General features: G+C 63.8%; 11 protein-coding genes and 1 tRNA gene. 3 read left to right on the plus strand and 9 right to left on the minus strand.

Features of this window, described 5'->3' with window-relative positions; all coding sequences use genetic code 11:
* Window positions 1–2: 2 nt before the first annotated feature.
* The 8 genes from ACNJX8_RS19825 to ACNJX8_RS19860 form a co-directional block, all read right to left on the minus strand.
* Entirely contained in the window at window positions 3–3,188 is a 3,186-nt protein-coding gene (locus ACNJX8_RS19825; RefSeq protein WP_439361737.1) for an efflux RND transporter permease subunit, read from the minus strand.
* Window positions 3,185–4,627 (minus strand): efflux RND transporter periplasmic adaptor subunit, encoded by a 1,443-nt coding sequence (locus ACNJX8_RS19830; RefSeq protein ID WP_439361738.1) that lies wholly within the window; start codon window positions 4,625–4,627, stop codon window positions 3,185–3,187. The genes ACNJX8_RS19825 and ACNJX8_RS19830 overlap by 4 nt, the downstream gene beginning before the upstream one ends.
* Complete coding sequence (locus tag ACNJX8_RS19835; protein ID WP_128933433.1) at window positions 4,624–5,022, minus strand: FixH family protein; 399 nt, start codon at window positions 5,020–5,022, stop codon at window positions 4,624–4,626. Before ACNJX8_RS19835 ends, ACNJX8_RS19830 begins: the two co-directional genes overlap by 4 nt.
* Window positions 5,023–5,154: 132 nt before the next feature.
* Window positions 5,155–5,529, minus strand: a complete 375-nt coding sequence (locus tag ACNJX8_RS19840) for a hypothetical protein (RefSeq protein WP_128933434.1) — start codon at window positions 5,527–5,529, stop codon at window positions 5,155–5,157.
* A 141-nt stretch (window positions 5,530–5,670) separates the two neighbouring features.
* Complete coding sequence (locus ACNJX8_RS19845) at window positions 5,671–5,898, minus strand: hypothetical protein (protein ID WP_128933435.1); 228 nt, start codon at window positions 5,896–5,898, stop codon at window positions 5,671–5,673.
* Window positions 5,899–6,044: 146 nt separating this feature from the next.
* Entirely contained in the window at window positions 6,045–6,662 is a 618-nt protein-coding gene (locus ACNJX8_RS19850) for a class I SAM-dependent methyltransferase (RefSeq protein ID WP_091886025.1), read from the minus strand.
* 66 nt (window positions 6,663–6,728) lie between these two features.
* Complete coding sequence (pepT, locus tag ACNJX8_RS19855; RefSeq protein ID WP_128933436.1) at window positions 6,729–7,979, minus strand: peptidase T; 1,251 nt, start codon at window positions 7,977–7,979, stop codon at window positions 6,729–6,731.
* A gap of 103 nt (window positions 7,980–8,082) precedes the next feature.
* Complete coding sequence (locus ACNJX8_RS19860; RefSeq protein ID WP_128933437.1) at window positions 8,083–8,382, minus strand: HU family DNA-binding protein; 300 nt, start codon at window positions 8,380–8,382, stop codon at window positions 8,083–8,085.
* A gap of 240 nt (window positions 8,383–8,622) precedes the next feature.
* Here ACNJX8_RS19860 and ACNJX8_RS19865 point away from each other — a divergent pair.
* Window positions 8,623–8,699 (plus strand) — tRNA-Asp (locus ACNJX8_RS19865).
* A gap of 126 nt (window positions 8,700–8,825) precedes the next feature.
* Here ACNJX8_RS19865 and ACNJX8_RS19870 read toward each other — a convergent pair.
* Complete coding sequence (locus ACNJX8_RS19870; protein ID WP_439361739.1) at window positions 8,826–9,029, minus strand: hypothetical protein; 204 nt, start codon at window positions 9,027–9,029, stop codon at window positions 8,826–8,828.
* Window positions 9,030–9,393: 364 nt separating this feature from the next.
* On the opposite strand from ACNJX8_RS19870, the gene ACNJX8_RS19875 reads away from it, so the two are divergent.
* Window positions 9,394–9,909 (plus strand): MarR family winged helix-turn-helix transcriptional regulator, encoded by a 516-nt coding sequence (locus tag ACNJX8_RS19875; RefSeq protein WP_128933439.1) that lies wholly within the window; start codon window positions 9,394–9,396, stop codon window positions 9,907–9,909.
* A 176-nt stretch (window positions 9,910–10,085) separates the two neighbouring features.
* On the plus strand, window positions 10,086–12,341 hold the full coding sequence (locus ACNJX8_RS19880; protein ID WP_439361740.1) for a TonB-dependent siderophore receptor: 2,256 nt from the start codon (window positions 10,086–10,088) through the stop codon (window positions 12,339–12,341).
* Window positions 12,342–12,357: the final 16 nt, after the last annotated feature.

Here is a 12,357-nt window from a genome sequence, read left to right on the forward strand (position 1 = left end):
CCTCATTCGGCTGGCTCCTGGATTCGCGACTTTGCAACGATCGCTTTCGGTTTTCTCGGAGGTTGTGGCTTGCCCGCAGAAGGCAAATGCAAGCCCTTCACGATGCCGAAGATCGCGGGGATCACGATCAGCGTCAGCAACGTCGAGGAGATCATGCCTCCGATCATGGGCACGGCGATGCGCTGCATGATCTCCGAGCCGGTGCCGGTGCTCCACATGATCGGCAGCAGGCCGGCCATGATCGCGACCACCGTCATCATCTTCGGGCGGACGCGCTCGACGGCGCCCTCCATGATGGCAGCATAGAGATCCTCGCGGGTCAGCGGGCGGCCCGCGAGCACGCAGCGCGCCTTGGTCTCGGCGAGCGCGTGGTTGAGATAGATCAGCATCACGACGCCGGTTTCGGCTGCCACGCCCGCCAGTGCGATGAACCCGACGGCGACGGCGACCGACAGGTTGAACCCGAGCCACCACATCAGCCAGAGGCCGCCGACCAGAGCGAAGGGCAGCGAGAGCATGACGATCATGGTCTCGGTGACCGAGCGGAAGTTGAGATAGAGCAGGAGGAAGATGATTAGCAGCGTCACCGGCACCACGATCTTGAGCCGCGCGGTGGCGCGTTCGAGATATTCGTACTGCCCGCTCCAGACCAGATAGTAGCCGGGCGGGAATTCGATGCTTGCCTGAACGGCGTGCTGCGCATCGGCGACGTAGCCGCCGAGGTCGCGGTCGCGAATGTCGACATAGATGTAGGTGGCAAGCTGGCCGTTTTCGGTTCGGATCGAGGTCGGCCCGCGTGCCGGCGTCACGCTTGCGACCTCACCGAGAGGGACGGCGCCGCCTGATGGCATAGGCACTAGGATGTCGCTGCTGATCGCCTTCGGATTGTCGCGCAAGTCGCGCGGGTAGCGCATATTGACGGTGAAGCGCTGACGTCCCTCCACCGTCGTCGTCACGGTCTGGCCGCCGAGTGCGGTCGCGATCGTGTCCTGCACGTCCTGTATCATGATGCCGTAGCGCGACAGCGCCTCGCGGTTCGGCGTGATCTCGAGGTAGTAACCACCGAGGCCGCGCTCGGCATAGGCCGAGGAGGTGCCTGGGACCGCCTTGAGCACCTGCTCGACCTGCTTTGCAAGCTTGTCGATTCCGGCGAGATCGGTGCCGATGACCTTGACGCCGACGGGCGTTCGGATGCCGGTTGAGAGCATGTCGATACGAGCCTTGATCGGCATGGTCCAGGCGTTGGAGACGCCAGGAAATTGCAATGCCTTGTCCATCTCGGCGATCAGGCTGTCGACGGTCACGCCGGCGCGCCACTCGGTCGTCGGCTTCAGATTGACGATGGTCTCGAACATCTCCGACGGTGCAGGGTCAGTTGCAGTCGCGGCGCGGCCGGCCTTGCCGTAGACCGAGGCAACCTCCGGGAAGGAGCGGATGATGCGGTCCTGGATCTGCATCAGCTCGGCGGCCTTGGTCACGGAAATGCCGGGCAGCGTCGTCGGCATGTAGAGCAGGGTGCCTTCGTTGAGGTTCGGCATGAACTCGGTGCCGAGCCGCCCGGCCGGCCAGACCGAAACGGCGAGCACGCCGAGCGCGAGCAGGATCACCGGGATCTTGGCGCGCAGCACGCCAGAGATCACCGGGCGGTAGATCCAGATCAGGAAGCGGTTGATCGGATTCTTGTGCTCGGGAATGATCTTGCCGCGGACGAAGATCACCATCAGCGCCGGGACCAATGTCACCGACAGCAGTGCCGCTGCCGCCATCGCAAAGGTCTTGGTGAAGGCGAGCGGGCTGAACAGCCGTCCTTCCTGAGACTCCAGCGTGAAGATCGGCATGAACGACACGGTGATGATGAGGAGGCTGAAGAACAGGGCAGGGCCGACTTCCGCGGCGGCCTCGATCAGGATCTTGACCCGCGATCGGCCGGGATCGGCGCGTTCGAGATGCTTGTGGGCGTTCTCGATCATGACGATGGCGGCGTCGATCATGGCGCCGATTGCGATCGCAATGCCGCCGAGACTCATGATGTTGGAGCCGATCCCGAGCAGCTTCATGGCGCCAAAGGCCATGAGAACGCCCACGGGAAGCATCAGGATCGCGACCAGCGCGCTGCGGACATGCAACAGGAACACGATGCAGACGAGGGCGACGACGATGCTCTCCTCGACCAGCGTATGCTTCAGCGTATCGATCGCCGCGTAGATCAGGTTCGAGCGGTCATAGACCGGAATGATCTCGACCGATTTCGGCAGGCTTGTCGCGATCTCCCTGAAGCGCTTCTTGACGTTCTCGATCACGTCGAGCGCGTTCACGCCAAAACGTTGGAGCACGATGCCGCTCGCGACCTCGCCCTCGCCATTGAGCTCGGCGATGCCGCGCCGCTCGTCGGGACCGAGCTCGATGCGGGCGACGTCGCGCAGCTTGACCGGAGTGCCGTCGCTGGTCTTCAGCACGATGTTGCCGAGATCCTCGATGCTCCTGAGATAGCCCTTGCCGCGGATGACATATTCGAACTCGGACAGCTCGACGGTGCGGCCGCCGACATCGGCATTGCTGGCACGGATCGCCTCGCGCATCTTCTGCATGGTGATGCCGAGGTCGCGCATGCGCTGCGGGTCGAGGATGACATTGTACTGCTTGACGAAGCCGCCGACGCCGGCAACCTCCGCAACGCCTTCGGCCTTGGCCAGGGCGAATTTCAGGTTCCAGTCCTGGATCGTCCTGGTCTCCGCGAGGTTCAGCTCCTTCGACATGATGGCGTATTGGTAGACCCAGCCGACGCCGGTGGCGTCCGGGCCGATCGTCGGCGTCACGCCGGCCGGCAGCCGTGATGCCGCGCCGTTGAGGAATTCGAGCACGCGCGAGCGCGCCCAGTAGATGTCCGTGCCGTCCTCGAAGATGACGTAGACGAAGGAGACGCCGAAGAACGAGAACCCGCGCACCACCTTCGATTTCGGCACCGTCAGCATCGCCGTGGTGAGGGGATAGGTGACCTGGTCCTCGATCACCTGTGGCGCCTGTCCCTGATATTCGGTGTAGACGATGACCTGGGTGTCGGAGAGATCAGGAATGGCGTCCAGCGGCAGATGGACGAGGGCGTAGATTCCGGCGGCAGCCGCAAAGCCGGTGCCGAACAGCACCAGCAGCAGGTTGCGTGCCGACCATGCGATGAGGCGCGCGATCATGGCTTGGCTCCCATCGCCTTGTCGCCGCCTTGCGCCGTGCCGGTCTCGGCGAAACCTTTCAGCGCGGCCTTCAGATTGCTCTCGGCGTCGATCAGGAAGTTGGCGGAGGTGACGACGGCGTCGCCCTCGGCAAGGCCGTCGCGGATTTCGACATAGCCGTCGCCGCGCCGTCCGGGCTTGACCTCGCGCGGCTCGAAACGCCCCTGGCCCTTGTCGACCAGCACGGCCTGCCGGCTGCCGGTGTCCAGCAGCGCGCTCTCGGCGACGCTGAGCACCGGCACCGGCGTGCCAGTGTCGATCTCGGCATCGACATACATGTCGGGGAGCAAAGCGAGGTCGGCATTCGCCAGCTCAATTCGCACCCGCGCCGTGCGCGTCTCCTTGTTCACCTGCGGATAGATCACGCTGATCAGGCCCTTGAAGTCGCGGCCGGGATAGCTGCGGGCCCGCACCATCACGGGCTGGCCGACAGCGACATTGCCGAGATCGCGCTCGGCCACGTCCACCGTCGCCCAGACCTGCGAGATGTCGGCGATGCGGAACAACACGTCGCCGGGCTGGGCGCGCATGCCCTCGATGGCGTTGCGCTGGAGCACGATGCCGTCGCGCGGCGACGACCACTGAATGGCGATTGGCAGGGCGTGGTTCTTCTCCATTTCGGCGATGACGGGTTCGGGGACGTCGAGATTGATCAGGCGCTGCCGGGAGCCGCGGCCATAGGGCTCGATACCCGCCGTCGTCTTCGAGGTGATCGTCGCGAGATATTCGGCGGCCGCTGACGAGACGGCGGGGCTGTAGATCTCCATCAGCGGCTGGCCCCTGGTCACGCGGGTGCCGGTGGTGACGTCGGCGACCTTCTGCACAAAACTGTCGGCGCGCATCGCGACCACCGAGACCCGGCGTTCATCGAGCTGAATCGTGCCGGGCGCACGCACCAGCGTTCTGATCCGGCGCAGCTCGGCCGGTTCGGATTTGACGCCGCTGCGCTGGATCTTGCCGGGCGACAGTTTCACCGACCCGTCGTCGCTGTCCTCGCCTTCGTAGACGGGGATGTAATCCATCCCCATCGAGTCCTTCTTCGGCACCGGCGAGGTGTCCGGCAGGCCCATCGGGTGGCGGTAATATTTGATCTTGCGATCGCCCTTGGCGTCGGTTGCCATGACGGCGGGCGCTTCGTCAGCTTCCTCGAAGGCGATGTCCTCGTTCGCCCGCACGGCGCGATAGTCGCGGCCGTCGGCGGTCTTCTTCGGGGTGAGGGAGTAGAACGGCCGGCCGTCCGGATCCCGGAAATAGATCGGTGTGCCCGCGTCAGCCGCATGCGCGGCGAAAGTCAGCGAGCTTGAATCCGACTGAGGCTGCATGGCGCGGCCGCCAATCAGCGCGACACCTGCCGCCGCGAAAATCGCAGCGGCAGTGCCTGCAATGGCGAGGCGGGTCATTTCTCGGCCGTGACGACGAGCTTGCTTTCGACCGTGCCGGTCTCACCCTGCACCTTGGCGCCGAGCGAGAGTTGCCAGCGTCCGGCCATGCTGAAATTGGCCTTGAAACGATAGGTCCCGGGTTCGGTGCCCGGCATCGGCGTGACCTTGGTGACCATCTCCTGCATGCCGTCAGGCGCCATGTCGAGCCGGCTGGCGAAGATCACCGCATCGGGTATCGCCTTGCCGCTGGTCTTGTCGACCAGCCGCACGGTCACGATGCGATCGGCCCCGGTCTTGATGGTCGGTTGAGCCAGCTGGAATTCGTAGTTCTTGATTTCGGCGTGCGCGCTCCCCGTGAACGCAGCGCCGATCAGCGCGGCGATGGCGGCGCGCGCGAGCTTGGTGGTCGTCATAATTTATAGTTCCTCGATGGGTCTGATGGAGCCGCCGGAGCTGCTCGCGGCAAGCCGACATGCAGCCAAGCGGCAGGCAATGGCGCGCACGCCGATGTCGGCGCGCACGATCATCAGGCGCGTCAGCGCCGATCAGGCCCGGGTTCGAGGAGGATGGTCGGGAGGTTTTGCCGCGAGGCCGTCGCGCAGGCGGTCATTGCCCGGCGCGAGCGCGCTCTTCTGCGGCTGCCGCTCGATCACCGTGCTCGCTCCGGAAGGAGTGGAGAGCGACAGGCCCAGCATGCACACCGCGACGAGCGGACAGGAATCGCAGGTCTTGCTCTTGGTCTGATCCGGGCAGCAGGGCATGTCTTCGGACATGCCTTGCGTGTCGTCCGACATCGCCGTCATGCTGCTTCCTGCACCCGATACCGCCATGGCAGATGCCGGCGTCGCCAGCGGTGCGAGCAGGAGCCCGACCGCCACGAGCAGCATCACGACAGCCTTGGCGAACCTATTCAGGTGCATGCCTCATTGTCGCATGGCACGACGGAACCTGTAAACCGGCCCGACATCACGATTTGGCCAGAGGCGGACGCGGCGGCATCTTGCGCGTGGGGCAATATAATTCGCGTTAAGCAAATTCTGAATTTTTGGAGGAGCGTGCGATCAGGCACTGCGCTCGGGGCGTTGCGACAACAACGCTTCAGCTGCCGCATCTTGAAGGAGCCAATCTTCTTTGGCTTCGATCGTGACCGCGACGCGGCGGCTCGCCTCCATTGCCCGCTCCAACCACTTGATGGCCTCGTCGATCCATTCGTCATGGTGCGCCGGATCGGCGATGGCCTTTTCCCGAAATGCGTCTGCCTGCTTCAGGCAAGCGGTTCTGCGGTCCACGCGGCTCTCCCGAGTTTTCCGCCCCGACCGCATCTTTGATGCATCGCGTAATGGACGTCGTTAACATAGGACATGTGACGCGCCGCAAAACTCGCGAATGTTTGTTCCCGCCGACGTCGGCATCGCGGGCGCGGCAACTGCGGTCATTACGAACGCGGGAGGGCTCGACCTTCATACATGAACGTCATCGGCTTTGGTCCCCGCATATAGCCGACATTGAGATCTTGGACGGCGAAGCCGTTGGTGCGGATCAGGTCTGCGATGGCGCGGTTGAGATGGCAGCCGCCCGCGATGACCTTCCAGGGCGGGGTCAAACGATCCTGCCACCATTGCACGCTGGGCTCGGGCGCGCGGCCATGCTCGACGAACAGAAGCTGTCCGCCCGGCTTCAGGATACGTCGAGCCTCCGAGAGCGCGCGATTGACGTTGGGGATGCTGCACATCGTCCACGTCGTCACGACGGTGTCCACGCTCGAACTCTCCAGCGGAATGGCTTCCGCGGAGCCTTCGATCAGATCGAGCCGGCTCGCATGCTGCCGACCGGCGTTGCGCGCGACCTCCAGCAGCTTGGGTGATGGATCAATGCCGATGATTTGCGTCACGCTCGGCCCGTAGAATCCGAGATTGAGCCCAGGACCAATGCCGAGCTCAAGGACGCGCCCCGTTGCGGCGGATGCGACCCGGGTACGATAAGGCACGAGCTGGGCTTGGCGCATGGCGAGCTGCGTCAGCCAAGGCAAGATCCTGTCCTGATAGAAGCTCATGCGACTCCTCGGACATCGTATCTGTCTCGCGGGGCCGTGCTGGCCCCGCGTCCTGTCGCGGTGGCCTTACGCCCGCTCTTCCCAGATCATCGCAAGGTGGACGATAGTCTGCACCGCCTTCTCCATGTCCTGCCGGCTGACCCATTCCAGCCGCGAATGAAACGCGTGCTCGCCGGCGAAGATGTTGGGGCAGGGCAGACCCATGAAGGACAGGCGCGAGCCGTCTGTGCCGCCGCGGATCGCGGTGCGCATCGGGCGCAGGCCGGCGCGGCGGATTGCCTCGATGGCGTATTCGAGCACGTGCGGGTGACGGTCGATCACCTGCTTCATGTTGCGGTACTGCTCGCGCACCTCGAACGTGTAGGTCGAGCGCGGATAATCCTTCATCACGTCCTTGACGATGGTCTCGAGCAGGACCTCCTTTTCCTTCAGCCCTTCCTCGGTGAAGTCGCGGACGATGAAGGAGAGCGTCGCCTGTTCCAGCGCGCCCTCGATGCCGACCGGGTGCAGAAAGCCCTGCTTGCCCGAGGTCGTCTCCGGCGAGCAACCTTCCTTGGGCAGGCGCTCGACGATGGCGGCTGCGATCTTGATCGCGTGCTCCATCTTGCCCTTGGCATAGCCGGGATGGGCGCTGACGCCGTTGATGGTGATGGTGGCCCCATCGGCCGAGAACGTCTCGTCCTCGACGCAGCCGGCGCTCTCGCCGTCCATGGTGTAAGCGAAATCGGCTCCGAGCTTCTTCAAATCGACGTTGTCGACGCCGCGGCCGATCTCTTCATCCGGGGTGAACAGGATCTTGATGGTGCCGTGCTTCACATCGGGATTGTTGATGAAGAAATGCGCGGCATCCATGATCTCGGCAACGCCGGCCTTGTTGTCGGCCCCCAGCAGCGTGGTGCCGTCGGTCGTGATGATGTCGTTGCCGATCTGGCTCTTCAGCGCAGGGTGCTCGGCGAATCGGATCACCTGGCTGGTGTCGCGAGGCAGCACGATGTCGCCGCCGCGATAGTTCGTCACCACCTGCGGCTTGACGTCCTTGCCGGTGACGTCGGGCGAGGTGTCCATGTGCGAGCAGAAGCAGATCACCGGCACCTTCTTAGGTGTGTTGGCGGGGATCGTTCCATAGACATAGCCGTAGTCGTCGAGATGCGCATCCTCAACGCCCATGGCCTTCAGCTCGGCGGCGAGCACGCGGCCGAGATCCTTCTGCTTCTCGGTCGAGGGCGAGGCCGGGGAATCCGGATCGGACTGGGTGTCGATGGTGACGTAGCGCAGGAAGCGCTCGGTCACGGTATGCGAAAAGGTGAGGGAGGACATTTCTGGTCAAACCGCCGGGTCAGATGAGCAAGGCGATATACCAGAAAAGCGGGCCGCGTTGCGGCCGGAACGAGGTCGGATCGGGCTTAAGGAAAAGTAATTGCTAGATCGCCTCTTTCAGTTCCTTGACCGGGCGGAATGCGACCTTCCAGCTGGCCTTGATGTGGATCGGCTCGCCGGTGGCAGGATTGCGGCCGGTTCGGGCGGCGCGCTTGCGGACCTGCAGGATGCCGAGACCGACGATCCGGACGCGGTCGCCCTTCTTCAGGTGCTTGGTGATCAGGTCGACCATGTCGGTCAGGACGGCTTCGGCGCGCTTTTTCGACAGGTCCTGGCTCTCCGCGATGTCAGCGGCGAGGTGCTTGAGTGTGATGGTGGCGGGAGCGGCTGCTTTCTTCGCCATGTCTGCCTCCTCGATTCTGGCCGGAGTCCTCTAGGAAGATGGTCTGGGAACTCCGGAGGTTCCGCGAGGCGTAGACGATTCGGGAATGGACTGACTACGCGTCTGCGCGGCCTGTTAAGCATTGTCTGCACGCGGTGCTTGGTAGGAAATGCGGGCGTTGCGGCTAACGACGCAACGTCCTTGACTTCACCAAGTCCGGCCTTTAAGTCCCCCCTCGTTCCGCAGACATTTGCGTGTCACGCGGGAGTAGCTCAGTTGGTTAGAGCGCCGGCCTGTCACGCCGGAGGTCGCGGGTTCGAGCCCCGTCTCTCGCGCCATTTCATGGCGGAATACACCCCTCGATCTCATAAAATCAATGGTTTGGCGGCTTGTCTTTACCTGTCGCTGGACATCAAAAAGGCCGCCCGAGGGCGGCCGTTTGGCATCAAATCGGACCTTTCGTCTCAGCGAATCTCCGACGTGCCCGCGCTGGTCACCACCACTGGCTTGCCGGCCTTCATCACGTGGGTGGACTGGGCGGTCTGGGCGTAATCGGCATGGGGGCGGGCCGCGATCCCGAAGCCGGCCACCGCAATGCCGGCCACCAGCGCCACCACCACGATCTTGAGGTGGGTCGCACGATCAGCAGAGTGAATTGAGTAGTTCATCTGAGCCTCCCGACGGGCTTTGCCGCCGTCTATGGGCTCTTCTTCTAGGCACTCTCTGTTTCCGGATGGTTTCGCGGGTTCCGCAAAATGGTTTCATCTCGCCATCAGGCAGGTTTCTGCGGGCGGGCCAGGGAAGGCCGGTCTCAAGCGGCGGCCCGGCCGATATCAGCAGGACGCCGTGGTGGTGAGCGCGGCCGAGAGCAGGAGTAGCGCACAACGTCCGCGCCATAGCTGCCCTTGAGCGCGTCGTTGAACACGTCGACTGTCAGTGGGCGCATCCGAATGCCTCTTGGACGGATCAAGTCGGGGAGGCCGCCGTGACCCGGGCTTGGCACGCCCCGGCTTTCTTGGCAGAGGTGGAATCATGAGCGAGACGGAGAGCAGGGGCGGGTCGACGTCGTCCGAAACGGACGAGAGCGCGCCGGCGGCGCCGGTCACCGCGATGCTGTCGTCGCGGCTGATGGTGCTCGCCAACCTGCTCAAGCGCGGCGCCATCCTGCGCTACAAGCGTCTCACAGGACTGAACTCGGTCGAGTTCGGTCTTGTCGCCTCGCTTGGGCGGCGGCCGCCCATGAGCGTGGCGCGCCTCGCCGAGGCCGTCGGCCAAGACAAGGGACAGATCAGCCGTGCGCTGGCAAACCTCTTGTCGCGCAAGCTGATCGCGAAAACGGCAAACCCGAAGGACAGCCGCGAGGTGCTGATCTCGCTGACTGCGACGGGCCTCGCCGCGCATGATGCGATCGTCGATGGCGCGCAGGAACGCAATCGGCGCCTGCTGCAACATTTGAGCGAAGCCGAGTTCCACACGCTGCTGCGGCAGGTCGATCAGCTCACGGCGATCGCCGCCGAGATGCTCGAGAGCGAGAAGAATTCGCGCTGATGTCTCGGCAATCTCTGGAAATATTGGAGCGCTTCTAAGAATTCTTCTAAGAAGTTTTCAATTAGGCAATTCGCGCGCCCTCACATAAGCGTCACCGCAGCGCATGTCGCCGCGGGGACTGGCGGCATGACGCATCAAAACATGCAGCTTGGGGTGGCGCGTTGAACAGTCTTGGAATGCTGCGGTCGGCCGTGTGGGCGACCGCATCCGCTTGGGTCTTGATGCCGCAGGCATCGCTCGCACAATCTTCCGCGCAGAGTGGCGCGCAGAACATTCCGTCGGTGACGGTCACGGCGCCGGAGGCGCGCCGCCGCGCAGCGGCGACCCCTCAGCGTCGTGCGCCGCGGTCGTCGGAGCAGACCGCCAACAGGAACAAGCCGCAGCCGCAGCGCAATGTCGGCTTCGTCGAGACGCCGCGCGGTCCGGTGAACGGCTACGTCGCCGGCCGCAGCTCGTCCGGCACCAAGACCAACACGCCGATCATGGAGACGCCGCAGTCGGTGTCGGTGATCGGTGCCGAGCAGATCCGCGACCAGAAGCCGAACAAGCTCGACGAGGTGCTGCGCTACACCGCCGGCGTGCGCGCCGGAACGTTTGGCACAGATACCCGCAACGACTGGTGGCTGATCCGCGGCTTCAAGTCCGAGGACATCGGACTGTTCCTCGACGGCATGCAGCTGTTCTACACGTCCTATGCGAGCTGGAAGCTGCAGACGCCCAACATGGAGCGCGTCGAGGTGCTGCGCGGTCCGTCGGCGGTGCTGTATGGTGGATCGAGCCCGAGCGGCATCGTCAACGTCATCAGCAAGATGCCGCCGGCCGAGCCGATCCGTTACGTCGAGACCGGGGTCAACAATTTCGGCAATGCCTATGTCGGCTTCGATTTTGGCGGACCGGTCGCGACGAGCCCCGAGAACGGCAAGCTGTTCGCACGCGTGGTCGGCCAGGTTCAGAACGGCCCCACGCAGGTCAACTTCACGCCCGACAACAACTACTTCATCGCGCCGTCAGTCACCTGGAAGCCGGATGCCGAAACGACCTTGACGGTGCTGGCCTCGGCCTCGAAGCAGGACACCCGCGGCATCAACTTCCTGCCTTACCAGGGCACGGTGACCAGCGCATCGTTCGGCAAGATCCCCACCAGCTTCTTCGTCGGCGATCCCAGCGTCGACAAGTTCACGCGCGAGCAGGAGATGCTCGGCTACCAGTTCGAGCGCAATCTCACCGACGACCTGACGTTCCGTCAGAACGCCCGCTTTGCACATGTCGACATCACCTACCGCGGCTATGTCGGCAACGGTTGGGCCGACATCAACACGGCCACTCTCAATCGGTACAATTGGTATGCGAAGAACACGGCCAATCAGGCCAATCTCGACAACCAGCTTGAGTACCGCTTCGACACCGGCCCGGTCAGGCATACGATGCTGTTCGGGGTCGACCTGAGGGGCTACCAGATCGACGACTATCAGGCCTTCGGGTTCGGCGTGCCCGCGATCAACGTCTTCAATCCCGTCTATGGATCGGCCGAGGTTCCATTACCGAGCGCTCCGTTCCGGAACTTCCTGATCACGCAGAAGCAGGCCGGCACTTATCTTCAGGACCAGATGAAGCTCGGCAACTTCACGCTGGTGCTGAGTGGCCGCAATGACTGGGTCGAGACGACGCAGGAAGCGCGCGACACCGGCGCTCTAGTCGCTAGCCGCGACGACAGCAGGTTCAGCGGCCGCGCCGGGCTGATCTACAATTTCGACAATGGCATCGCGCCCTACGTCTCCTATTCGACGAGCTACAATCCGATCATCGGCCTCAACGCCCAGAACCAGCTGTTTCTGCCGGAGACCGGCAAGCAGGCCGAAATCGGCGTGAAGGTCGCGCCAAAAGGCTTCGATGGCTATTTCACGGTCTCGGCTTTCGATCTGGTCCGGCAGAATGTCGCGACGACATTGCCGGGCAGCGTACCCGTGTTGCAAAACCAGACCGGCGAGGTGACCTCGCGCGGCATCGAGCTCGAAGCGGTGGCCAATGCCACACGGGAGCTGAAGCTGATCGGCTCCTTCACGGCCTATCATCTCTTCAACAGCAAGGATCTCGATCCGGCGCTGGTCGGCAAGACGCCGACCAACACGCCTGAGCTCCTGGTCTCGGGCTGGGCCGACTACACCTTCAAGGACGGACCGCTGGAAGGATTTGGTTTCGGCGGCGGCGTGCGCTACGTCGGCTCCTCCTGGGCCGATGCGGCCAACACTCTCGAGGTTCCCGCAGTGGTGCTCGGCGATCTCGCGGTTCACTACGAATGGCAAAACTGGCGGACGGCGCTCAACGTGATCAACGTGACCGACAAGATGTACGTCGCGAGCTGCGCGTCGGCCACGTCCTGCTTCTACGGCGACCGCCGGCGCGTGACCGCCAGCGTGTCCTACAAATGGTAAGCGCAGGCGAGGAGAG

This window comes from Bradyrhizobium sp. SPXBL-04, from assembly GCF_051853035.1.
Classification (GTDB): domain Bacteria; phylum Pseudomonadota; class Alphaproteobacteria; order Rhizobiales; family Xanthobacteraceae; genus Bradyrhizobium; species Bradyrhizobium zhanjiangense.